Genomic DNA, 22529 nt, shown 5'->3' on the forward strand with positions numbered 1-22529 from the left:
GTTTTGTCCCCCCTTGGCTTCCTCACGAGGGCGGCGCGGGTGCCCCGCCGCTCGCGCCGCCGAGGCGGCGGCGACGGCTGGGCGCCGAACGGGCGGGGCGTGCAAGGATGTCGCCCGTGACCGGATCGTCTTCCTCGCCTGTAGCCGAGGGCACGCCGCACGACGACGGCCTGGGTCCCCGTACCGCCGCGGTGCTGGTGTTCGGGTCCTCCGCCGCGGTCCTGGTGGTGGAGATCGTCGCTCTGCGGCTCCTGGCTCCCTATCTCGGCCTCACCCTCGAAACCAGCACCATGGTGATCGGCATCGCCCTCACCGCGATCGCCGCCGGCTCCTGGATGGGCGGGCACTTCGCCGACCAGGTCGATCCACGCCGGCTCCTGGGCCCCTCGCTCGGGGTGTCGGGCGCGGTCGTGGCGCTCACCCCGGCCGTGCTGCGCAGCACCGCGGAGTGGGCGCCGGCGTTGCTCCTGCTGATCGCGTCGCTGACCATCCTCGTGCCGGGCGCGCTGCTCTCGGCGGTGACGCCGATCGTGACCAAGCTGCGGCTCACCAGCCTCGCCGAGACCGGAACGGTCGTCGGCCGGCTGTCCGGCGTCGGCACCTTCGGGGCCATCGTCGGCACCGTCCTCACCGGCTTCGTCCTCGTGTCGCGGTTGCCGGTCAGCGGCATACTGATCGGCCTCGGCATCCTGCTGGTGGCCGGCTCGGCGCTGGTGGAGTGGCGAAGGCGCGGGTGGAGCGGCACCCCCGCCCTGACACTCGTGGTCGTCGCCGGCGGCCTCGCCACGACGGTCGCGCCCGGTGCCTGCGACACGGAGACCAGGTACCACTGCGCCCGGGTCGTGGCGGACCCCGACCGGGACAGCGGCCGCACACTCGTCCTGGACGGCCTGCGGCACTCCTACGTCGACCTCGACGACCCGACCTTCCTCGAGTTCGAGTACGTGCGCGCCATCGCGTCGGTGGTCGACGCCGCCTTTCCGGAAGGTGAGCCGCTCGCCGCCCATCACGTGGGCGGCGGCGGGCTCACCATTCCCCGCTATCTCGCGGCCACCCGGCCCGGGACGCGCAGCCTCGTCTCCGAGATCGACGGCGGGGTCGTGCGCATCGACCGCGAGCGGCTCGGTCTGGGATCAGCGGAGGGTGTCGACGTACGCGTGGAGGACGGCAGGCTCGGCCTGCGGCGGCTGGACACCGGCAGCCGTGACCTCGTCGTCGGCGACGCCTTCGGGGGTGTCAGCGTGCCGTGGCACCTCACCACGGTGGAGGCGATGACCGACGTGCGGCGGGTGCTCGACGAGGACGGCCTGTACGTCGCCAACCTCATCGATCACGGCGGTCTGGCCTTCGCGCGGGCAGAAGCGGCCACCCTCAAGGAGATGTTCGAGCACGTCGCCCTCGTCGGCCGACCCGTCGATATCGGCCTCGACCCGACCGCCACGGCCCTGGGCGGCAATCTGGTGGTGATCGCCTCCGACCGGCCGGTCGACCTGCGCGCGACCCAGAAGGCGCTGGACGCCCGGCAGACCGGCTGGAAGATCGCCACGGGTGGCGACCTCACGTCCTGGATCGGCGACGCCCAGCCGCTCACCGACGACTACGCGCCCGTCGACCAGCTCCTCGAGCCCTACAGCCCGGGGGACGGCCGGTGACGGGGCACACGGCCGTGTGACGCAAGGCGGCGCGTCGGCGAACCGCCGTCCACAGCCGATGTGTTGCCGTGTCACGGCCGTGCCACGGCGGTGTCCTGAAGGGAAGACGGGTGCGACCCGGGGGCTCTGGGGCTCCTCATAGTCAGCACAGAGCGGGAACCGGCGCAGGAGCCGCCGGCTCCCTGCCACTCCCCACTTCGGAAGGACACTCCGTGATGAACCGCCACCTGCGCAAGGCCGTCGTCGCCACCGCCGCGATCACCGCCGGGCTGCTGATGACGGCGTGCCAGAACGGCACGGACGACAGCTCGTCCGGCAAGAGCACGACGGGCGCGGCGGCGGTCGCGGAGAAGGCGTCGGACTCCAAGCCGGCCTCGGACTCCAAGCCGGTCTCGGAGAAGGCGAAGGGCGTCAGCGGCACGTTCAAGAACGGCGAGGTCAGCTATCTCGCCCCGGGCAAGTACATCGTGTCCGTGCCGGGCAAGGGCGACCAGCAGTTCCTGGTCGCCGACGACACCGAGGTCTACGGCGCCGGCACGATATGCGGCGAGGCGGGGTCCAAGGTGGACGCGCCGTGCACGCTGGACCAGCTGGAGGCGGCCGCCAAGAAGAACGCCGTGGGCGCCGACGTGAAGATGAAGAACGGCATCGCGACGCTGGTGACCGAGCGGCGAGCCGCTCAGCAGAACACCGGCTCCGGCTCTGACACCGGCTCAGGCTCCGACTCCGGCCCCCGCGATACCGTCGTCGAGGGCGTCAACAAGGGCAAGGGAGTCAGCGGAACCTGGTTCGGCAACGTCTCCTACCTGGCTCCGGGCAAGTACACGGTCTCCGACATGAAGGGCGTCGAGCAGCAGTTCCTCGTCGCCGAGGACACCGAGATCTGGGGCTACGGCGACATCTGCGGTGACACGAACACGGGTGAGGGCGGCCAGGGCGGCATCGAGTGCACCGAGGCCGAACTGGAGCAGGCCGCCAAGAAGGGCTTCACCGCCGAGGTCGTGATCGGCAACGGCATCGCGACCACCATCCGCGACGACCACTGAGCCGCGGTCCGGCCACCGTCGTCGCCGACGGCATCGATATGCCGGACGATGGCGGATGATGGCGGCCATGCGCATCCGCATCGACGCCGTCGACCTGCCCGGCAGTCTCCCCGAGTACGGCGGCCTCCACGTCGCCGTACAACGCCGCGACCGCCCGGCCGAACTCCTCGAACCACAGCCCGCCGACGCACCGTCCGCGACCTGGACGCTGGAGTGCACCACGAGCACCTCGCCGACCGGCATCGAGATCAAAGGCCCTTACGTGCAGGACCGTCTGGGCCGGCGGTTCATCTACCTGTCGTGGGGCACGGTCGACGAGTCGGGCGTCTTCACGATGTTCCGCCGCGCCAAGCTGATGCTGGACGTCATCCCCGCCGACGTCCTCACCGCCGCCGCACGCGACGGCCTGCTGGTCGGCCGCCTCGGCCTGACCGACCCACAGGGCAGTCCCCTGTGCGCCCGCGTCGAGCCCCCTCACATCAGCTGGAGCGCCGCGCGCGCCGGCCAGGAGGGCTCGTAGCGGTCTGTGGCGTCATCCGCCGTCCGACAGCGCACGAATGGCCCGCCCCGAAGTGCCTCCTGGACCCGAGCTACTTAGCGTCGTCGTGCGTACCCCGCACAGACCGCGCCGCGCCCGCGCCGCGCCCAGGCGATTGAGAGGCACCCCATGGCAGTCGTGATGACCTTCGTCTGGCCCGAGATCACGCCCGAGTTGTACGACGCGACGCGCAAGAGGGTGCGCTGGGAAGAGGAGCCCCCGGACGGGTGCGTGTCGCACGTGGCGTGGTTCACCGCCGACGGCCTGAACGTGCTCGACATCTGGGAGTCGGAGGAGCACTTCGCCCGGTTCATCGCCGGCAGGATCGAACCTGTGCTCAAGGGCGAGCAGGGGGTGAAGAGCGACCCCCAGCCGGAGTTCTTCCCCGTCCACAGGCGCTTCGTCGCCCCGGGCGTCAGCGGCGCCGCCTGACGCCCGCGTCGGCGAACAGCGATGACGGACAGCGGGCGGAAGCCGGACAGTATCGGGGTGGACCGGTCGGAGGGGTTCGGCGAGCGACTGCTGGGTGTGCTGCTGGACCGGGCCCACGAGATGCCGCCGGACCTGATCGCCCCGCTCGTCGCGGAAGAGGTGGCCAGGGTCGGCGGGCGGGACGTCTCCATCCTCCTCCAGGACTACGAACAGGTGCTGCTGGTGCCGCTGCCGGGCCGGAGGCTGAGGGTCGGCGGCCCCGAGTCGGTCGAGGACTCCCCCGCCGGCGAGGCGTTCCTCAGCCGCCGGACGGTGGAGGTGCCGCAGGGCGGCAGTGTGCGGATGTACCTGCCGCTGCTGGACGGCAGCGACCAGATCGGGGTGCTGGCCGTCACCCTGGACACGGTCGACGACGACGACCGGCGGCTGCTCCGCAGACTCGCCGGTCTGGTCGCGGACATGATCGTCACCAAGGACGCCTACACCGACCAGTTCTTCCAGGCCCGCCGCAGCGCCCCGATGAGCGTGGCCGCCGAGATCCAGTGGTCGTTGCTGCCCCCGCTGTCGATGACCGTTCCGCAGGTCGAGGTGGCCGGAATCCTGGAGCCGGCCTACGACGTGGCGGGTGACAGCTTCGACTACGCCCTCAACGGCGACATCCTGCACGTGGCCATGCTCGACGCGATGGGCCACGGGCTGGACGCGGCGACCATGGCGACGGTGGCCGTCGGCGCTTACCGCCACACGCGGCGGTCCCACACCGATCTGTCCCAGGTGTACGCGTTCATGGACAGGGCCATCAACGAGCAGTTCGGCAACGACCACTTCGTCACCGCGCAGATGATGGTGCTGAACGTCGCCACCGGCCGGCTCCAGTGGGTCAACGCCGGCCACCCGGCTCCGCTGCTGATCCGCGACCGCGCCGTGGTGGACCGGCTGGAGAGTCCGACCACGCTGCCGGTCGGCTTCGGCGGTGAGGAGCCGGTGGTCAGCGAGCGGATGCTGCGGCCCGGTGACCGGTTGCTGTGCTTCACCGACGGCCTGATCGAGGAGCGCCAGCCCGGCGGGGACCAGTTCGGTGAGGAGCAGCTCATCGAGTGGACCAACCGGGTCCTCCGCGACCGCACCGAGGTGCGGGCGGTGGTGCGAGCGCTCTCCCACGCCCTGAAACACGAGCGTAGCGGCGCCACGAGCGACGACGCGACCATCTTCCTCGTCGAGTGGCGAGGCGGCGGCGCCGATCATCTCGCCGCTTTCGACTGACTCCGGCGGTGCGGACCCCTTCGGACGGCCGGCCGCCACCGGACCCTCCGGCAGGTCACCCGTTTGCCGATGTGACCTTCATCGCGATGACGGCGTTCCGGCGCGTTCGCCGTCGTGTCGTCCGCTGAGGGAGGCGGCCGCGGCGCAGGGGCCATCGAGGGAGGTCATGGCGCTGCGGCCGGGAGCGCGCGGCAGGAACAGTGCGTCCGCGCGGGACCAATATCTGTTTTTGCGAGATGAGAAATTACCGCGGCACCCGGCGAGTATTCCTCGACCTCCGGACGGGGCGGAATTACTGATCCACACAGCGCCGGTCGCGCCATGCTACTGTCGATCTCAGTTGCAGGTGTGGTTGCCAGAAGGTTCATTTTCCTACGGGGTAATCAGCACGGCGACGCGGAATCCGCACAGGGCGAATTCCGAACATCGTCTCCGAAGGAGAATTAACATGGCTACTGGTACCGTGAAGTGGTTCAACGCGGAAAAGGGCTTCGGCTTCATCGAGCAGGACGGCGGCGGCGCCGACGTCTTCGCCCACTACTCGAACATCTCCGCCCAGGGCTTCCGTGAGCTGCTGGAAGGCCAGAAGGTGTCCTTCGACATCGCGCAGGGCCAGAAGGGCCCGACGGCCGAGAACATCGTTCCCGCCTGACATCACGGCAGCAACGCATATTTCGCAGCTGGGACCCGCACCTTGGGGTGCGGGCCCCGGCTCGCTGCTTTTCAGGGCGCGTGACCACAATGCCGCGCCCAACATCTCCGGCTCGTTCTCGCGATTCTCTGCGCCGTTCTTTTGCGCGGCGGAAATTCCTTGCTACGTGCCCACGAGCTCACATCGAGGAAGGTTCCGCTTGAACCGCGCACGCACCGCCCGCCCGACCCGCTCCTACGACCGCTCCAGGGGGTCCGCCGCCAAGGGCTCGGGCGCTCCGCGGCGTTCCAAGGGCTACGAGCGCCGTCCGGCCGCACTCCAGGGGGAGTTCGCGCTGCCGGTGACGACCACGCCCGCGCTGCCCGCCGTCGAGTCGTTCGCCGACCTCGACCTGCCGGCGCCGCTGCTGGCCGCGCTCGGCCACGAGGGCATGACCGTGCCGTTCCCCATCCAGGGGGCGACCCTGCCGAACTCCCTCGCCGGGCGTGACGTGCTGGGCCGCGGCCGTACCGGATCGGGCAAGACCCTGGCCTTCGGCCTCGCGCTGCTGGCCCGTACGGCGGGCCGGCGTGCGGCGCCGCGGCAGCCGCTCGCCCTCGTCCTCGTCCCCACCCGCGAGCTCGCCCAGCAGGTGACCGACGCGCTCACCCCGTACGCCCGCTCCGTCCGGCTCAAGCTGGCCACCGTCGTCGGCGGCATGTCGATCGGCAGGCAGGCGGGTGCGCTGCGGACCGGCGCGGAGGTCGTCGTCGCGACGCCCGGGCGGCTCAAGGACCTCATCGACCGCGGCGACTGCCGGCTGGACGACGTCGCCATCACCGTCCTCGACGAGGCCGACCAGATGGCCGACATGGGCTTCATGCCCCAGGTCACCGCGCTGCTCGACCAGGTGCGCCCCGAGGGGCAGCGGATGCTCTTCTCGGCCACCCTGGACCGCAACGTCGACCGCCTGGTCCGCACCTACCTGACCGACCCCGTGGTCCACTCCGTCGACCCGTCGGCGGGTGCGGTCACCACGATGGAGCACCACGTGCTCCACGTGCACGAAGCGGACAAGCACCGCACGACGACCGAGATCGCGGCGCGGGACGGCCGGGTGATCATGTTCCTGGACACCAAGCGCGCCGTGGACCGGCTGACCGAGCACCTGCTGAACAACGGCGTCCGCGCCGCGGCTCTGCACGGCGGCAAGTCCCAGCCCCAGCGCACGCGGACCCTCGCCCAGTTCAAGACCGGCCATGTGACGGTGCTGGTGGCGACCAACGTCGCGGCCCGCGGCATCCACGTCGACAACCTCGACCTGGTCGTCAACGTGGACCCGCCCACCGACCACAAGGACTACCTGCACCGCGGCGGCCGTACCGCCCGGGCCGGCGAGTCCGGCAGCGTCGTCACGCTCGTGACACCCGGCCAGCGCCGCAGCATGACCCGGCTGATGGCTTCGGCCGCCATCACCCCCCAGGTCACCCCGGTGCGCTCGGGTGAAGCGGAACTGAGCCGGATCACCGGCGCCCAGACACCGTCCGGTGTCCCTGTCGTCATCACCGCACCGGCTCCGGCTCCCCGCCGTTCCGCGTCCGGGGCGCCCTCGTCCCGAGGCCGCCGGAACCGTCCCGTCCAGGGGCGCCCCACCGGACAGGCGGGGCGGCGCAGGGCGCAGCGGCCCGCCTTCGACCCGGCGGCCTAGGCCTGTCGCGTCGAATTCTCAGCCCACCCATCTCCGCGGAGGCAGCTTTGACACCGGTTCAGACGCAGTGCCAGCAGGTGGATCCCTCCCCCGTGTCCGCGGTCGACACCATGGACGCCTCCGGCCCCCGGGTCGGGGACGACATGACCGTCGAGGTCGCGCTGTCCGTCATGGCCGGTGCCCGGGTGGAGTTCCTTGTCCTGTGCGACGGGGACGACCAGAGCACGGGCTCGGTCACCCTGGCCGAACTGGTCGCTCACCGCGGCAGTTCCACGTACACGGACCGGACCCGGCTGCGGGACGTGCTCGTCGGACCGTTCACCTCGCCCGTCCCCCGGCGCACCGCCGCCGGGGAGCACGGCCGGGCCCCGGGCGTCCTCGCCCTCTCCAGCTGAACCGCCTCACCCGGTCAGCCGTTCTCCTTCTCCCTGTGGGGGCATCATGCGCTGTGTCATCGCCCGGTACCCGTTCGACCTGACCAAGAGCGGGGTGCTGGCCTCGATGAAGGGCGTCACGCCCGAGATCGTCACGGGTGAGTCCGTGACCATCGGCCGCCGCCGCTACCCCGTCAAGCAGGTGGGCCAGGTCGTCACCCGGCAGGACCGCCGCGACTTCACGGGCAGCGAAGTCATCCGGGCCATGACCCGCCTCGGCTTCACCTGCCACGACCACCCCGAGGCCGCGCCCGTGCGCGTCCCCACCCCGCTCCAGACCGCGTCGGCACTGCTCGGCGCCGCACACCTGGACGCATGAGGACGGGCGGACCACCGCCCACCCCGATCCCGATGAGGGCCCTGCCGACGCGCGTCGGCAGGGCCCTCGTCGTCGTGTCGCCACTCTTGCGGGCCACTGGCAACCTGCGCCACCAGCGAACAAAAATCTACTCTTGCCAGAGTAGACATTGGACTTCGGCGCAGTTAGCCTTTTTCTCGTTGACACGAGATCACTCAGCGAAGAAGGACGGAGGAGCAGACGCCATCAGGATCGCCCGGCCCGAGCGGTGCTCGGCCGGGTACCGCAAGACCCCGGATTGGAAGGTGGTCCCCGGTCACGCAGCCGCGATCCCCGCATCCCCCCTCCCACAGGGCCGGTAGCGGAAACAGAAGGTCGGCGCAGCATTAGGGCCGACAGATGGTGTTCAATTTCCTTCGGGGCCCTGGTGCCGTACGGCACCAGGGCCCCTCGACGCGTTGCACTACGAGGTGACATGACAGCAGATACCCCGCTCAGCGATCGTCTGGAAGACGACGACTACCCCGCATACACGATGGGGCGGGCCGCCGAGATGCTCGGCACCACCCCGGCCTTCCTGCGAGCCATCGGTGAGGCTCGTCTGATCACTCCGCTGCGCTCGGAGGGCGGACACCGCCGGTACTCGCGCTACCAGCTGCGCGTCGCGGCGCGTGCCCGCGAGCTCGTCGACAGGGGCACCCCGATCGAGGCCGCGTGCCGCATCGTCATCCTCGAGGACCAGCTCGAGGAAGCTCAGCGCATCAACGCCGAGTACCGCCGCCGTGCCGGGCACGGCGCGCCCGAGGGTTCCGGCTGATCGCCCAGGCGAGGTCAGCTGTTCCAGACACCCTCCCGGGCGGTGGTGTCGGCGTACTCGGAGAAGTCCCGTGGAGCCCGGCCCAGGGCTTTGCGGACGCCGTCGCCGAGCGAGGCGAGGCCGCCTGAGCGGACGTGCTCGTACAGACCGACCGTCAGTTGCACCCACTCCTCGGGCACGCCCTGCGCCCGCTGCTCCTGCGCGTACGCCTCCGGCGTCAGCGGGACGTAGCGCAGATCGCGGCCGGTGGCCCGGGCGATCTCCGCGACGGCGTCGGCGAAGGTCATCAGCCGGGGGCCGCTGAGCTCGTAGTTCCACCCGGCGTGCCCGGCCTCCGTCAGGGCCGCGACCGTCACCTCGGCGATGTCCTCGGCGTCGATGAACGCCTCCTTGCCGTCGCCCGCCGGCAGCCGTACCTCGCCGCTCAGTACGGGGTCGCGGAGGAAGTCCTCGCTGAAGTTCTGGAAGAACCACCGCACCCGCAGCACCGTCCAGTCCAGACCCGCGTGTCCGAGGGCCCGCTCGGCGGACAGGACGTGTTCCCCGGCAGGGCCCCAGGCGTCGGAGGGCGTGGACAGCAGCACCGCGTGACGGGCCCCGGCGGCCGCGCCCCGCCGGGCGAACGCGGCGACGTCGTCGGCGGCCCGGGGGCTGCCCAGTTCGGGGTGCACGACATACATCCCCGTCACTCCGCGCAGGGCCGGCTCCCAGGTGCCGCGGTCGGTCCATTCGAAGGACGGCGTGGCGGAACGGGACGCCGCGCGGACCGGCACGCCCCGCTCCCGAAGCAGCCGCGCCACCCGGCGGCCCGTCTTGCCCGTGGCTCCTGTCACCAGGATCATCTCGTCGCTCATGGCTCCAGCGAACCAGTCGCCGTCCGCCCGGGACATGCCGTGCGGACTCACGTCCATACGCGTTCGTCTACGCTGACCGGCATGGATCCCATGGGTCTGACCAGCACGGATCCCCTGACGGACCTTCTGAACGGGGTGCGGACCAGTGGCGCCGTCTTCCACCAGTCCTCCCCGGCCGGCTCCTGGGCGGCACGCTTCGAGGACGGCTCGCCGCTGGCGCTCGCGGTCCTCGTGCGCGGCTCCGCCTGGATCGCGCCCCAGGGCGGCGACCCGGTGCGGATCGGCTCCGGAGACGTCGCGGTGCTGTGCGGCGGCGCACCGTACGTGATCGCGGACGACCCCGGCACCGAACCGGACGTGGTGATCCGTCACGGCGGCCGCTGCACGACCCCGCAGGGCCAGGAGCTGGACCGCCCCCGGATTCCGGGTACCGGCGCCCGGGGCGCGGCAGGGGCCGGTGACACGCTCCTGATCAGCGGGCTCCACACCCTGGAGAGCAGCACCCCGAGTCGGCTGCTCGCCGCGCTGCCGCCCCTCGCCGTCATCGACGCGAGCGTGGGCACCTGCCCCTTCAGCATGTCCGCCTTCGAGGAGATCACCCGTGAGGAACCCGGGCAGCAGCTCCTCCTGGACCGGGCACTGGACCTGATGCTCATCACCGCCCTGCGCGCCTGGTTCACCCGCCCCGGCGCCGAGGTCCCCGCCTGGTACCGGGCCCACAGTGACCCCGTGGTCGGCCCCGCCCTGCGCATGCTGCACAGCGATCCCGCCCACCCGTGGACCCTGCCGGCCCTGGCGGCGAGGACCGGCGTGTCCCGGGCCGGCCTGGCACGGCGCTTCACCGCTCTGGTCGGCCGGCCGCCCATGACCTACCTACGGGAACAGCGCCTCGCCCTGGCCGCCGACCTGCTGCGCGAGCCGGAGGTCACGCTCGCCGTGGTGGCGGACCGCGTCGGGTTCGCCAACGCCTTCGCCTTCAGTACGGCGTTCAAGCGGGAACACGGCATCAGCCCGAGCGAGTACCGCCTGCGCGACCGCGTCCCCTCACGCGGTACGGGGACGCCGTAGGCACACCCGGGGAAGGCCGTGCCCTCCCCGGCCGGTGGCGCGCACGCGCACCGTGCTCCTCGTGGCGGCGGGAAACCGGCGTGAGGGTGTTCGGACGGTGAGGGGCTCGTGGAGCAGGAAGGCGGAGCCGGTCATCTCGATGATGCGGGCCATCGCCGGGGCCGGGCCGTGCAGCCGGAGGGTCATTCCGGCGTCGGTGGCGAGGCGGGACGCCGCGAGGAAGGCGTTGATCCCGCTGGCGTCGCAGAAGGTGACCGCCGTGAGATCGACGTCGGTGGTGCGGACGCCGTCCCGCACGCACGCGGCGAGCGCGGCGTGCACGAGCGGGGCCGTGGCCAGGTCGATCTCGCCTGCGAGGACGATCAGCGTGCGGGTGGTGTGGTCGTGCCGGCGGACGTTCAGCTGCGGAAGGGGCATGGCTCCTCTGTCGGGACTGCCTGAAGGGCGGGGCTCACTCGGCTTGCTCACGGGAGCGGCGCCAGGAGAACCGCCCGCGGCCGCGGGCCCTGCGCCGACCGGACGGAGCCGGTCCCGCGACAGGCACCCCGGAACGGCCGTAGTGGAAGGCGGCGATGCGGTCGTCGTGCTGCGAGTTCAGCTGGTGGATGAGGAACACACCGAGAACGATCATCCCCAGGATCACCGCCACGAACACCAATGCCTCCACTGTTCTCACCTTCCCATCGGCTGGTACGGCACCGGGGCGGACCCGGCCGGGACCCGCGGACCTGCTGCCGGGTCACCGGCCTCGTGTCCTCCTTCGGAGTCCCAGACCGCTTCCACGGCCCGGTCGGCCTCGTACTCCGTCAGCGAGCGCGCCTCGTCCTCCATCAGCCGGCTCCCGGTCGACGTGCCGAGCGGGTCGCTCGCGGCGGCCATCAGCCGGGCGGCCGAGTCGGGAGCCGTCTGCGGCGGGATCACCAGGAGGTTCCAGCGCCCCACGCGGTACGAGAGCAGCAGCAGTTCGTGCGGGTCCTGCTCGGACCGGAACCAGCCCACCTTCACCACGCGCCCGGCGACGGGCACCTTGCGGGGGACGACCGGCCAGTGGGTGGGATTCACCGTGACCCGGGTGATCCGCCCCCACACCGGGTCCAGTACGGCGGTCAGGGAGGGGAGTTCCGCCGCGAGATCGCGGGAGCGGGGCCACCAGGCGCCGTCCAGCAGAGCCGGTGCGGAACCGGTGGCGGCGAGCGACAGACGCGGAGAGGACGAGGAGGACCGGTCATCGGCTTCGGCCGTCGGCGGGTGGGAGATGGTCGCAGTCATGACGCGAACCCTGCCCCGGGACGGCCGCGACCGGCCCGGCATATTCGATCGCCGAAAACGACACGAGCCTGGAAGCCGGTGCGCGAAGAATCCTCGGTACCTCAACCGTACTCCTCGGACGGGCCCGGCGGGCCGTACGGATCCGGGGGCTATTCGCCGGAGGCGCTCGGGACGTCCGTCGCGCTCGGGCTCGAATGCCCGGTGCCGGTGTCGACGAGGATCTGTTCGGCCTGCGCAACGCTGCCGGAGCGGACGGCCTCGGCCATGGCGGCGCGCGCGGCGTCGGGCGTCGCGTGCGGCGGGACGACGAGGAGGGAGAAGAGGTCCTGCCCGCTCCGGGTGATGAGGACGGTGTCGTCGCCGACCGCGGAGGAGTCGATGTGGACGACACGGTCGTCGATGGTCATCCGCGTCGGCAGCTCTTCCCAGGCACCGGCGTCCAGACCGACCCGGGTGACGGGCCCGAGGTGCTCGGTCAATGCGCTGATCAGGCCGGGGAGTTCGGCGGCGATGTCACGGGAGCGCGGCCACCACGCCCCGTCGAGCACGCCCTGCCGTTCGTGGGTCGTCTCCAGCCGTACCACGGCCGTTCCGGGCCGTACGGCCTGGTGGACGGCGTCCGGCAGGAGCCTGGTCACACGCGGGGAGTCGGAGTCGGACATCGCTCTCGCCTGCCTGCCGGGGAAATCCTGCCGGGCATCGGGAAGCCTGGTGGCTTCCTCGTCTCACGGTACTCTCCGGCCGATGGCGGCCGGAGAGCCCGGAGTAGAGTGAGGGATCCGGCCCGTCTCCCGCCGGGACATCGAACTCCGAGGTCGCCATGCAGTTCACGGAACCCCCCTCGGACGAGCACGCCGAGGTCCGCATCATCGCGGCCTCGCCCGAGGTCGCCCGGCGGGTCGCGGAGGTTCTCCGCCGTTGCTTCGCCGCCACCGAGCAGCGCAGCTACCCGGCGGGCCCCGACGGGGGAACCCGCCTCGACCTCACCGTGGACACCGGCCGCGCGGCGGAACCGGCACGGTCCTGGCTGGACACCAGCCGGTCCATGGAGGACAGCCACCAGCGGAAGTGAGACGGCGCCCGGCGGGTGCGGTCACTCCAGATCGCTCGCCGCGGCCGCCATCAGCGGTGCCGCCGCCTCCTCGGTCGTATCCGGCGGCACCACCAGCAGGTCCCAGCGGCCCCGGCCGGGGGCGAGCAGGACGACGGTGTGCGGGGCGGACGCCGCGAGGGCCCTGTGCAGCCGTACGACCTGGTTGGAGACGAGCATCCGGCCGGGGGCCGCCGGCCACGTCGCCCCGTTGACCGTGACGCTGGTGACGTGGCCCCATGTGCGCGGCAACCCCGAGAGCAGCGACGGGAGTTCCGCGAGCAGGTCGTAGGAGCGGGGCCACCACGCCCCGTCGATGGGCCGGGGCATGCCGCTGCGGGGTGCGAGACGCAGCCGCAGGACCGGGTGGGAGGGGAGCGGGGGCGGTAGCGCGGTGGTCATGAGGGCTCCTGCCGACTTCATGAGGGGTCCGGTGGTCGGTGTCAGACGGGACGGGGCGCGACCCGGTCCGCGGTCGGCCAGCGCACGTCGTGCACCCAGCCGAGGCGTTCGAGGAGGCGGATGAAGGCGGCGGAGGGGTCGACTTGACCCCGGTCGACGCCGTGACGGGCGGTGGTGGGGTCGGCGTGGTGGAGGTTGTGCCAGCTCTCGCCGAACGACAGCTCGGCCTGGATGCGGATGCGCGGCCGGGTCACGGGCTGCCCATGAGAGGACGGATGGCGTGCCTGGTCCGGAACCGGTCAGAATTCCGGCATACGGAAAGTCCTCATCCTCCCCACGGTACTCCGGCCCGGGCCGGAGTAGGGTGAAACGGCGGGACCGGACAGGGAGTACGGCATGATCCGTTCAGCCGACATCCGCGAATGGCGCGACCATGACGTGGTCGATCCGAAGCAGCACAGGATCGGCATGCTCGAAGGCGTCTACGTGGACACCGCCACCGACGAACCGACCATGGCCACCGTCCGCACCGGGGTGCCCGGCCGCCGGCGCCTGGTCTTCGTCCCCCTCGACGACGCCGTGGTCGGACCGGGTTACGTCAAGGTCTCCCACGCCAGGGGACAGGTGCGCAAAGCCCCGTCGATCGGGACGGACGACGTTCTCCCGGCCGAGCGGGAGGAGCAGATCTTCCAGCACTACGGCATGACGTACCGGCCGGGAGCGGGGGGCGAGCGCCGGCTCGCCCGCCGGTGACCGTGGGTACGCGTGGCACAGGAGAGGTGGTCCGCGATGATGGCGCTCTTCCTTGTGGTCGTCCTCGTGGCCGTCGTACTGGGAATCATCGGCCTGGCGGCGGAGGGCCTGGGTTATCTCCTGGCCATCGGCATCGTGCTTCTCGCCATCGACGTGATCTTCTTCGCGGTACGGCTGTCCCGGCACGCGGGACGACGGCCTGTGCGCTGACGACCTCGTTCCGGTCAGGATTCGAGAAGCGCGGGTCTCGTGCGGCGCCTAGCGTCAACGTCATGACTTCCATCGCATCCGTCACCCTCGAAGTGGACGACGCCACCGCCGCCCACCGCTTCTACACCAGCGCGTTCGGACTGGGCGACCAGGTACGCGTGCGGGCCTCACAGGCGCCGACGACCGGCTTTCGCGGGTTCACGCTGTCGCTCGTGGTGTCCCAGCCGGCCGACGTCAACGCCCTCTTCGACGCCGCCGTGGACGCCGGCGCCACGACGCTGAAGCCCGCCGGCAAGTCGCTGAGGGGCTACGGGGGCGTCGTGCAGGCTCCCGACGGGACGATCTGGCAGATCGCGTCGTCGTCGAAGAAGGACACCGGCCCGGCCACCCGGCGGATCGACGAGATCGTGCTCCTGCTGGGAGTCGAGGACATGGCAGGCAGCAAGCGGTTCTACGTCGAGCACGGCATCCCCGTGGCGAAGAGCTTCGGCAGCAAGTACGTCGAGTTCGACACCGGGTCGGGCTCCGTCAAGCTGGCGCTCTACAAGCGCCGTGGCCTGGCCAAGCTCGTCGGCGTCTCCCCCGACGGCACCGGATCGCACCGGATCACGGTCAACGGCGACTCCGGGCCCTTCACCGACCCGGACGGGTTCGCGTGGGCGACCGCGTCGGAGACCGCGTCGCTGTGACCGCGCGCGATCTTACGGAGTCGTGACGTACGAGCGCGGTCCCGTGGTGCGGCCGGGTCGCGGGCCTAGCGTGGCCGTATGCGCGTACTGGTCACCGGCGGTGCCGGGTTCATCGGGTCCCACGTGGTCGCCGCCCTGCGGGAGCGCGGGCACGAGGCGGTCGTGTTCGACGTGCGGGACGACGCCGGCGCCGATGTGCGGGACCCGGCCGCCGTCGGACGTGCCCTGGCCGGTGCGGACGCCGTGTGCCACCAGGCCGCGAAGGTCGGGCTCGGCGACGGGGTCGCCGACGCGGCGGAGTACGTCTCGCACAACGACCTAGGGACGGCCGTGCTGCTCGCCGCCATGGCGGAGGCGGGGGTACGGCGTCTCGTACTGGCCGGGTCGATGGTGGTCTACGGGGAGGGGCGGTACGAGTGCCCCCGGCACGGGGTCGTACGGCCCGGTCCGCGTGCCGTCACCGACCTCGGCGCCGGACGGTTCGAGCCGCCGTGCCCGGTGTGCGGGGCGGACCTCGTCCCCGGGCTGGTCGGCGAGGACGCCCCGGCCGATCCCCGGAACGTGTACGCGACGACCAAGCTGGCCCAGGAGCACCTGGCCGCCGCCTGGGCCCGCTGCACGGGCGGGTCGGCGGTGTCGCTGCGCTACCACAACGTGTACGGGCCCGGCATGCCCCGCGACACCCCCTACGCCGGTGTCGCCTCCTTCTTCCGCTCGGCGCTCGCCCGGGGCGAGGCACCGCGCGTGTTCGAGGACGGACGGCAGCGCAGGGACTTCGTGCACGTCCGGGACGTGGCGCGGGCCAATGCCGTGGCGCTGGAGGCGGAGGCCGCCCCGGGCGTGCTCACGGCGTACAACACCGGCAGCGGAGACCCGCACACCGTCGGCGAGATGGCCCGGGCCCTCGCCGCCGCGTACGGCGGGCCCGAGCCCGTCGTCACCGGCGAGTACCGGCTCGGGGACGTACGGCACATCACCGCCGACTCCGCGCGACTACGGGACGCGCTGGGCTGGAAGCCGGAGGCCGGATTCGAGGAGGGCATGGCGGAGTTCGCGCGGGCCGGGATGCGGGGCGCGTAGGAGTCGTCGATGTCCCCGGGGGGCCGGCTCACGAATGACTGGGGGTCGGGACCGCGAGGGATCGGGGGTCGGGACCGCGAGGGACCGGGGGCCGGGACCGCGAGGGACCAGGACTCGGGACCGCAAGGAACCAGAAGTCGGGACCGCAAGGAACCAGGAGTTGGGACCGCAAGGGACTCGGGACTCGGGACCGCAAGGGACCGGGGGTCCGGCCCACGACAGGCTGAGGAGCCGGGCCCTCGAAGGCCGGGGGTCGGGACCGCACAAGACCGGGGGCCGTCCCGCGAAAGACCCGGGGGTCTGGACCGCGCAGACCCGGGGGTTCGGCCCGCGAAGGCCAGGGGTCGGGCCCGCGCAAGACCCGGGGTCGGGCCCGCGCAACACCCGGGGTCGGGCCCGCGCAAGACCCCGGGTCGGGCCCGCGCAGGATTCGGGGTCCGGCCCGCGAAAGACCGGTGGTGCTGTCCGTGTTACGAAGCGGCGGCGGGCAGCACCACCTCGAAACGGCAGCCGCCGGGGATGTTCCGTACGGTGGCCCGGCCCTGGTGCGCCTCCACGATCCCCCGGACGATGGCGAGGCCGAGGCCCGCGCCGGCCGGGGGCGTCCGGGCGTGTGTGCCGCGCCAGCCGGTGTCGAAGACCCGCGGCAGGTCCTCGTCGGGGATGCCGCCGCAGCCGTCCGTCACCGACAGCACCACGCCCTCGGTGGAGCGCTCCGCGGTGACGGCGACCGTGCCGTCGGCCGGGGTCCGGCGGATGGCGTTGACCAGCAGGTTGCCCAGTACCCGGCTCATCTCCTTGCCGTCCACCTCCACCGGCACCGGCTCGATACGGCCGCCCACCAGCCGCACCCCGTGTTCCCGGGCGAGCGGGTCGGCTCCCGCCAGCGCGTCGCCGACCAGGTCGTACAGGGAGATCCGGCTGGGGGCGAGGGCGAGCGCGCCGGCGTGGATGCGGGAGAGCTCGAAGAGGTCGCCGACCATGTCGTTGAGGCGTTCGACCTCGGTGCGGATCTGCTTCAGGTAGCGGCCGGGGTCCGCGGCGACGCCGTCCTCCAGGGCCTCCGACATGGCGCGCAGGCCGGCCAGCGGGGTGCGCAGATCGTGCGAGATCCAGGCGACGAGTTCACGCCGGGAGGTCTCCAGCGCGCGTTCCCGCTCCCGGGATTCGGCGAGTCTGGCGCTGGTGGCGGCCAGTTCGCGGCTCAGGTGGTCCAGTTCGGCGGTCGTCGGGCCGACGGGGGCGGCGAAGTCCCCGCCGTCGCCGAAGGAGCGTGCGGCCACGGCGAGTTCGCGGCTGCGGGCGACGACCCAGCGGCCCAGCAGCAGCGCGGTGGCCAGGGAGACGACGGCCGCCATGGCGACGACGGTCGTGACGACGGACAGGTCGTGCGGCGACAGGAACATCGCCCAGGCGACGGCGAGCGTGCCGGCGAGCATCGCGACGACCCCGACCGCCGCGACCACGGCGAGCGAGGCGGTGAGCGAACGGCGCCGGATCAGCCGCAGCGCACCGGCTCCGGCCAGGCCGGTGGCCGCGGCGCCGGCGAAGGCGTACAGGGCGATGAGCAGGGTGTCGTTCACGATCCGGCCTCCTCTCCCGTGGGGTCGAAGCGGTAGCCCACGCCCCACACGGTCTGGATCAGGCGCGGCCGGGCCGGGTCGTCCTCGACCTTGCCGCGCAGCCGGCGGACGTGGACCGTGACGGTCGACAGGTCGCCGAAGTCCCACCCCCACACCTCGCGCATCAGGTCCTCGCGGCCGAAGGCCCGCCCCGGGTGCCGCAGGAGGAAGGAGAGCAGGTCGAACTCGCGGAGAGTGAGGGCGAGTTCGACCCCGTTCTTGGTGGCCCGGCGCGCTTCCGGGTCGACGGTCAGACCGGCCGCTCCCAGCCGGTGCCCGGGGACGGCCGGCCGGCTGCGGCGCAGCACCGACTCCACGCGCAGCACCAGCTCGCGAGGGCTGAAGGGCTTGGTGACGTAGTCGTCGGCGCCGACCTCCAGGCCCAGGATGCGGTCGTCCTCGTCGCCGCGCGCGGTGAGCATGATGACCGGGACCGGCCCCTGTCCGCGCATCCGCCGGCACACCTCCAGGCCGTCCATCCCGGGCAGCATCAGGTCGAGGACGACCAGGTCCGGCCAGTGCGCGGCGGCACGGGTGAGGGCGGCCGGGCCGTCGTCGGCGCGGTCGACGACGTAACCGGCGCGGTCCAGGTACCCGGCGACGACCTCGGCGACGGTCGGGTCGTCGTCGACGACCAGGACCCGCGGAGGCCCGTCGGGGGTGTCCCCGCGGCTCTCCTCGTGCTGATGGGGCTGCTGCATGGCTCCAGCCTCGCACCGGACGGCCGACGGTGGCCCGCCCGGAAGCCCCCTCGGCCGCCGACGTCCGCGTTTCGTAAGGAGCCGAAGTCCGGTATGCCTGGTTCGCGTTCGTAGGGTGAAACCGTGACGACGACATCTTCCGACGTCGACGTGGTGCTGCCCTGCCTGAACGAGGCCGAGGCCCTGCCCTGGGTGCTCGAACGGATCCCGCCGGGCTGGCGCGCACTCGTCGTCGACAACGGCTCCACCGACGGCTCCGAGCGGGTCGCCCGCGCGTTCGGCGCGACCGTCGTGCACGAGCCGCGCCGGGGCTTCGGCGCGGCCTGCCACGCCGGGCTGACCGCGGCCACCGCCGACGTGGTGTGCTTCTGCGACTGCGACGCCTCCCTCGACCCCTCGCTCCTCGTGCCCTTCGTGCGCGAGGTACGGGACGGCCGGGCCGACCTGGTCCTCGGCCGGCGGCGCCCGCAGGGCCGGGGCGCGTGGCCCGCACACGCCCGCGCCGGGAACCTCGCGCTCGCGCGGATGCTGCGCCGCCGCACCGGGCTGCGGCTGCACGACCTCGGTCCCCTGCGCGCCGCCCGCCGCGAGCCGCTGCTCGCCCTCTCCCTCACCGACCGGCGCAGCGGCTATCCGCTCCAGATGGTGGTGCGCGCGGCCGACGCCGGCTGGCGGATCGCCGAGCACGACGTGCCGTATCTGCCGCGCACCGGGGCCTCGAAGGTGACGGGCACGTGGCGCGGCACCTGGCAGGCCGTACGGGACATGAGCCGCGTGCTGGGCGAAGCCCCCGGAGAGACTCCGGCCGTCGGAAGGGGCGCACGGTGACCGCACTCCTCGTCATCGCCAAGGAGCCGCGCCCCGGCCGGGTCAAGACCCGGCTCACCCCGCCGTTCACGCCCCGGGAGGCCGCGTCCCTCGCGGAGGCGTCCCTCGCCGACACCCTGGAGGCGGTCGCGGCGGCCCCGGCCGACCGCAGGGTCCTCGTCCTCGACGGGGAGCCCGGCCCGTGGCTGCCGCCCGGCTTCGACGTCGTGCCGCAGTGCGCGGGCGGACTCGACGAGCGGCTGGCGCACGCCTTCGCGCGCTGTGCCGGCCCGGCCCTGCTCATCGGCATGGACACGCCGCAGGTGACGCCGGAGCTGCTCACCGTGGACTTCGCCGGCTGCGACGCATGGTTCGGCCCGGCGGAGGACGGTGGCTTCTGGGCCCTCGGCCTGGGCCGCCCCGACCCCGCCCTGCTGCGGGGCGTGCCCATGTCGACCTCCGCTACGGGGGCGGTCCAGCGCGACCGGCTCGTCGCGGCGGGCCTGCGGGTCCGCGACCTGCCCCGGCTGCGCGACGTCGACACGGAGGCCGACGCCCACGCTGTCGCCGCGCTGGCTCCGAAGGGGCGGTTCGCGGCGCGGCTGGCCCGGTGTGCGGGGAGGGGGTGGGGTGGTGGGCGGTCCGGCCCGGCCCCCGACTCCCCGCCTGGCATAACACCGGCCTCCCGCCCGGCCGTGTCCCGATGAGCGCCCCGCCCGCCACCGCCGTCGCCTGGGCGACCGCCGACCCCTACGCCGCTGCCCTGCGTGCCGGTCACGGGCCGCTGTTCCTGCGGCGTGCGGACGGCTGGCTGCTGCCGCTGGAGGTGGAGCGCTGGTGTGCCCGGGCCGATGCGGTGGACCGGGACGTGCTGGACCGGTGCGAGGGGGCCGTACTGGACGTCGGGTGCGGGCCCGGGCGGCTGGTGGCGGAACTCGCCGCCCGGGGCCGGGCCGTCCTCGGCATCGACGTCAGCGCCGCCGCCGTCGACCACACCGTACGGACGGGAGGCCAGGCGCTGCGGCGCTCGGTGTTCGAGCCGCTGCCCGGCGAGGGCCGCTGGGACACCGTCCTGCTCATGGACGGCAACATCGGCATCGGCGGCGACCCGCGCGCCCTGCTGGACCGGGTGGCCGGGCTCCTGCGCCCCGGCGGCCTGCTGATCGCCGAGACCGCGCCCGTGGACATCGACGAACGCGCCCAGGTGCGGGTCGTCGGCCTCCCGGACGCGCGCGGTGCCGGCGATACGTTTCCCTGGGCGCGGCTCGGCACGCCCGCTCTGCTCCGGTACGCCCGGGGCTGGACCCGGGCCGGTCAGTGGACGTCCGACGGACGCCGCTTCGCCGCCCTGCGCACCCGCAGCAGGCGCACCGCCAGCAGCAGCGCCGAGCCGCCGAAGAGAACGGCGGTGATCAGCAGCCAGCGGGCGAGGAACACGTCCGCCGGCAGCCCCGTGGCGGACCGGTAGCGCCCCTCCACCATCCCGCTGATCAGCGGGAACCACACCAGGAGCAGCAGCCCGGAGAGGGCCGCCGGTACGCGCACGTACCCCACCCACTCCCGGCGCGGCCCGAACCCTCGTACGACCGCCCGGTCCAGGGCCGCGTACAACGGCAGCAGCACCAGGTCGTGCAGCAGTGCCGCGCCCACGAACCACAGCGCCACGCCGAGCCAGTCACCGGCGAGCAGCCGTACGCCCGCGTAGGCGGCGAGCGCGAGCGAGCAGCCGAGCAGGAGGAGCTGGAAGGGGCTCCCGACGGGGATCCGCGGCCGGCGCGTCACAGGCGCAGTGCTCGGCCGGCGACGACGCATCACAGGCCGACGCATCGCAGGCCTACCCATCGGTCGGCGCATCACAGGTCTCCGAACGTCATCCGGGCCACCCACTTGGTGTTCAGCACGCCGGGTGCCGCGGGCACGATGATCCGTGCCGGGTAGCCGTGGTCGGGGGACAGTTCCTCGCCGTTGACGTACAGGGCGAGGAGGGAACGCGGGTCGGCCACCTGGTTGGCGCGCAGGGCCGCGCTCCGGAAGGCGCCGCGCCGCTGGAGGGACTCGACGAACACGTCCGGCGGGTCGTCGGCGTCGTAGCCGACGAGCGCCGCGAGATCGCGCAGCCGCACCCCGCGCCACCACTGGTCCGACGTCGACCAGCCCTCCACACAGGCGATGGGCAACGCCGAGCTGTGCAGGGGGAGTGCGGCGAGCTGGGCCCGGCTGAGACGGACCGTGCCCGCGGGCCCCGTCACGACGAGCCGCCATGCCTCGTCGCTCGTCTCGGCTCCGCTGATCCCCCTGGACGCGGCGGTCTTGTTGATCTGGAAGCCGTTCGGGCCGCTGCCGGGATCGCCGCCGCCGTGCGGTGCGAGGAGGGCGGTGCGCCGCAGGAGCCCGTCGAAGTTCTGTCCCACCGTCGTCGCGAACAGCAGCAGCGAGCCGCCCCCGACGAACCACAGCGCACCCCGGCGGGAGACGGTCGGCGCGGCGGGACGGGGAGTCACGAGGTCGTTCCTCTCCTCCCGCAGGTGCCGCAGATTGCGCAGCGCCGTGGGCATCTTCAGCAGCGCGTGGGCGACGAAGGCGGCGAAGAACACCCACGCTCCGTAGAAGTGCAGCGGGTAGAAAGAGCCGGGGAAGACATAGTCGAGCTGGACATTGAGCACACCGGTCACGAACTCGAACAGCGCACCGCCCACCAGGAGCAGCAGCGAGATCCGCTCCAGGGCGTGCGCGAGCGAGCGGGCCGGCGGCAGCGCGAACAGCCTCGGAATCACGGACCACAGCTTGGCGAGCAGGACGGGGATCAGGGTGATGCCCAGCGTGACGTGGACGCCCTGGTTGAGCCGGTACAGCCAGTGCGGGTTGGTCGGCCAGGCGAAGAGGTAGAAGCCGAGGATCCCCTTGTCCGGGGTCTTGTCGTTCACCGGCGACAGGCCCGGGTTGTAGGCGGCGTACGAGACCAGCCCCGTCACGAACAGCACGGTGATGCCGACGAGCAGGACGAGGCCCAGCACCGAGGTGAACCGGGGGCCGCGCAGGGGGCTGCGCCAGAAGCCGGGTGAGGAGGGAAGCCGTGGGTCGTCTCGCATGGCCCGACCGTAGGCCCGGAACACCCCGGGAATGGGTGCCCGACCCATGACGAAACGCTGACATCCGGCCCGGACG

At 72.6% G+C, this 22529-nt stretch carries 28 protein-coding genes and 1 pseudogene; 19 read left to right on the forward strand and 10 right to left on the reverse strand.

The window, feature by feature from the left end:
• Positions 1–107: 107 nt before the first annotated feature.
• The 10 genes from QC385_RS29210 (at position 108) to QC385_RS29255 (ending at position 8819) form a co-directional block, all read left to right on the forward strand.
• A complete protein-coding gene (locus tag QC385_RS29210) occupies positions 108–1652 on the forward strand; it encodes a fused MFS/spermidine synthase (protein WP_443033023.1) in 1545 nt (514 codons plus the stop codon).
• Positions 1653–1867: 215 nt separating this feature from the next.
• The gene (locus tag QC385_RS29215; RefSeq protein ID WP_279544389.1) at positions 1868–2698 is read left to right on the forward strand and encodes a hypothetical protein; all 831 of its coding nucleotides are present in this window, start codon (positions 1868–1870) and stop codon (positions 2696–2698) included.
• A 67-nt stretch (positions 2699–2765) separates the two neighbouring features.
• Positions 2766–3218 carry a DUF5990 family protein gene (locus QC385_RS29220; RefSeq protein WP_279544390.1) on the forward strand — a complete coding sequence of 151 codons (453 nt, stop codon included), beginning with the start codon at positions 2766–2768 and terminating at the stop codon, positions 3216–3218.
• Positions 3219–3365: 147 nt separating this feature from the next.
• On the forward strand, positions 3366–3668 hold the full coding sequence (locus QC385_RS29225) for a hypothetical protein (protein WP_279544391.1): 303 nt from the start codon (positions 3366–3368) through the stop codon (positions 3666–3668).
• Positions 3669–3689: 21 nt separating this feature from the next.
• Complete coding sequence (locus QC385_RS29230; RefSeq protein WP_279544392.1) at positions 3690–4931, forward strand: PP2C family protein-serine/threonine phosphatase; 1242 nt, start codon at positions 3690–3692, stop codon at positions 4929–4931.
• A 448-nt stretch (positions 4932–5379) separates the two neighbouring features.
• Positions 5380–5583: a cold-shock protein gene (locus QC385_RS29235; protein WP_030730357.1), complete on the forward strand. Its 204-nt coding sequence runs from the start codon at positions 5380–5382 to the stop codon at positions 5581–5583.
• 199 nt (positions 5584–5782) lie between these two features.
• Positions 5783–7270, forward strand: coding sequence for a DEAD/DEAH box helicase (locus QC385_RS29240; RefSeq protein WP_279544393.1), 1488 nt, complete (start codon positions 5783–5785; stop codon positions 7268–7270).
• Between the two features lie 47 nt (positions 7271–7317).
• A complete protein-coding gene (locus QC385_RS29245; RefSeq protein WP_443033024.1) occupies positions 7318–7665 on the forward strand; it encodes a CBS domain-containing protein in 348 nt (115 codons plus the stop codon).
• 46 nt (positions 7666–7711) lie between these two features.
• Entirely contained in the window at positions 7712–8023 is a 312-nt protein-coding gene (locus QC385_RS29250) for an SCO5918 family protein (protein WP_279544394.1), read from the forward strand.
• Between the two features lie 454 nt (positions 8024–8477).
• Positions 8478–8819, forward strand: coding sequence for a MerR family transcriptional regulator (locus tag QC385_RS29255; protein WP_279544395.1), 342 nt, complete (start codon positions 8478–8480; stop codon positions 8817–8819).
• Between the two features lie 14 nt (positions 8820–8833).
• Here QC385_RS29255 and QC385_RS29260 read toward each other — a convergent pair whose 3' ends face one another.
• On the reverse strand, positions 8834–9673 hold the full coding sequence (locus QC385_RS29260) for an NAD(P)H-binding protein (protein ID WP_279544396.1): 840 nt from the start codon (positions 9671–9673) through the stop codon (positions 8834–8836).
• Positions 9674–9754: 81 nt separating this feature from the next.
• On the opposite strand from QC385_RS29260, the gene QC385_RS29265 reads away from it, so the two are divergent.
• Entirely contained in the window at positions 9755–10741 is a 987-nt protein-coding gene (locus QC385_RS29265) for an AraC family transcriptional regulator (protein WP_279544397.1), read from the forward strand.
• Here the strand turns inward: QC385_RS29265 and QC385_RS29270 are convergent.
• The 4 genes from QC385_RS29270 to QC385_RS29285 form a co-directional block, all read right to left on the reverse strand.
• A complete protein-coding gene (locus QC385_RS29270; protein ID WP_279544398.1) occupies positions 10718–11158 on the reverse strand; it encodes an STAS domain-containing protein in 441 nt (146 codons plus the stop codon). The genes QC385_RS29265 and QC385_RS29270 overlap by 24 nt on opposite strands.
• A 34-nt stretch (positions 11159–11192) precedes the next feature.
• Positions 11193–11408: a hypothetical protein gene (locus tag QC385_RS29275; RefSeq protein ID WP_279544399.1), complete on the reverse strand. Its 216-nt coding sequence runs from the start codon at positions 11406–11408 to the stop codon at positions 11193–11195.
• A gap of 5 nt (positions 11409–11413) precedes the next feature.
• Positions 11414–12010 (reverse strand): DUF5994 family protein, encoded by a 597-nt coding sequence (locus tag QC385_RS29280; protein WP_279544400.1) that lies wholly within the window; start codon positions 12008–12010, stop codon positions 11414–11416.
• A 149-nt stretch (positions 12011–12159) separates the two neighbouring features.
• Positions 12160–12672 (reverse strand): DUF5994 family protein, encoded by a 513-nt coding sequence (locus tag QC385_RS29285; protein ID WP_279544401.1) that lies wholly within the window; start codon positions 12670–12672, stop codon positions 12160–12162.
• A 158-nt stretch (positions 12673–12830) separates the two neighbouring features.
• Between QC385_RS29285 and QC385_RS29290 the strand changes: the two genes are divergently transcribed.
• Positions 12831–13082: a hypothetical protein gene (locus QC385_RS29290; protein ID WP_279544402.1), complete on the forward strand. Its 252-nt coding sequence runs from the start codon at positions 12831–12833 to the stop codon at positions 13080–13082.
• Between the two features lie 21 nt (positions 13083–13103).
• On the opposite strand, the gene QC385_RS29295 is transcribed toward QC385_RS29290, so the two are convergent.
• Complete coding sequence (locus tag QC385_RS29295) at positions 13104–13502, reverse strand: DUF5994 family protein (protein WP_279544403.1); 399 nt, start codon at positions 13500–13502, stop codon at positions 13104–13106.
• Positions 13503–13543: 41 nt separating this feature from the next.
• Positions 13544–13729 (reverse strand): annotated as a pseudogene (locus QC385_RS29300) (acyl-CoA desaturase); the annotation flags it as partial.
• Between the two features lie 169 nt (positions 13730–13898).
• Here QC385_RS29300 and QC385_RS29305 point away from each other — a divergent pair.
• The 4 genes from QC385_RS29305 to QC385_RS29320 all read left to right on the forward strand — a co-directional run bounded on the left by QC385_RS29305 (position 13899) and on the right by QC385_RS29320 (position 16234).
• Entirely contained in the window at positions 13899–14255 is a 357-nt protein-coding gene (locus QC385_RS29305) for a PRC-barrel domain-containing protein (RefSeq protein WP_279544404.1), read from the forward strand.
• A 12-nt stretch (positions 14256–14267) separates the two neighbouring features.
• Complete coding sequence (locus QC385_RS29310) at positions 14268–14465, forward strand: hypothetical protein (RefSeq protein WP_279544483.1); 198 nt, start codon at positions 14268–14270, stop codon at positions 14463–14465.
• Positions 14466–14527: 62 nt separating this feature from the next.
• Positions 14528–15154: a glyoxalase gene (locus tag QC385_RS29315; protein ID WP_279544405.1), complete on the forward strand. Its 627-nt coding sequence runs from the start codon at positions 14528–14530 to the stop codon at positions 15152–15154.
• 78 nt (positions 15155–15232) lie between these two features.
• Entirely contained in the window at positions 15233–16234 is a 1002-nt protein-coding gene (locus tag QC385_RS29320) for an NAD-dependent epimerase/dehydratase family protein (RefSeq protein WP_279544406.1), read from the forward strand.
• 470 nt (positions 16235–16704) lie between these two features.
• Here QC385_RS29320 and QC385_RS29325 read toward each other — a convergent pair whose 3' ends face one another.
• A complete protein-coding gene (locus QC385_RS29325) occupies positions 16705–17817 on the reverse strand; it encodes a sensor histidine kinase (RefSeq protein ID WP_279544407.1) in 1113 nt (370 codons plus the stop codon).
• Positions 17814–18557 carry a response regulator transcription factor gene (locus tag QC385_RS29330; protein WP_279544408.1) on the reverse strand — a complete coding sequence of 248 codons (744 nt, stop codon included), beginning with the start codon at positions 18555–18557 and terminating at the stop codon, positions 17814–17816. The genes QC385_RS29325 and QC385_RS29330 overlap by 4 nt, the downstream gene beginning before the upstream one ends.
• Positions 18558–18680: 123 nt before the next feature.
• Here QC385_RS29330 and QC385_RS29335 point away from each other — a divergent pair, with 123 nt between their 5' ends.
• The 3 genes from QC385_RS29335 to QC385_RS44120 are packed head-to-tail and all read left to right on the forward strand — an operon-like array spanning position 18681 to position 20832.
• Positions 18681–19385, forward strand: coding sequence for a glycosyltransferase family 2 protein (locus tag QC385_RS29335; protein WP_279544409.1), 705 nt, complete (start codon positions 18681–18683; stop codon positions 19383–19385).
• Positions 19382–20071: a TIGR04282 family arsenosugar biosynthesis glycosyltransferase gene (locus QC385_RS29340; protein ID WP_279544410.1), complete on the forward strand. Its 690-nt coding sequence runs from the start codon at positions 19382–19384 to the stop codon at positions 20069–20071. Before QC385_RS29335 ends, QC385_RS29340 begins: the two co-directional genes overlap by 4 nt.
• Entirely contained in the window at positions 20068–20832 is a 765-nt protein-coding gene (locus QC385_RS44120) for a class I SAM-dependent methyltransferase (RefSeq protein WP_336621334.1), read from the forward strand. Before QC385_RS29340 ends, QC385_RS44120 begins: the two co-directional genes overlap by 4 nt.
• A gap of 385 nt (positions 20833–21217) precedes the next feature.
• Here QC385_RS44120 and QC385_RS29355 read toward each other — a convergent pair whose 3' ends face one another.
• Complete coding sequence (locus tag QC385_RS29355; RefSeq protein ID WP_279544412.1) at positions 21218–22453, reverse strand: molybdopterin-dependent oxidoreductase; 1236 nt, start codon at positions 22451–22453, stop codon at positions 21218–21220.
• Positions 22454–22529: the final 76 nt, after the last annotated feature.

Source organism: Streptomyces sp. DH10 (assembly GCF_029813805.1).
GTDB lineage: Bacteria > Actinomycetota > Actinomycetes > Streptomycetales > Streptomycetaceae > Streptomyces > Streptomyces coeruleofuscus.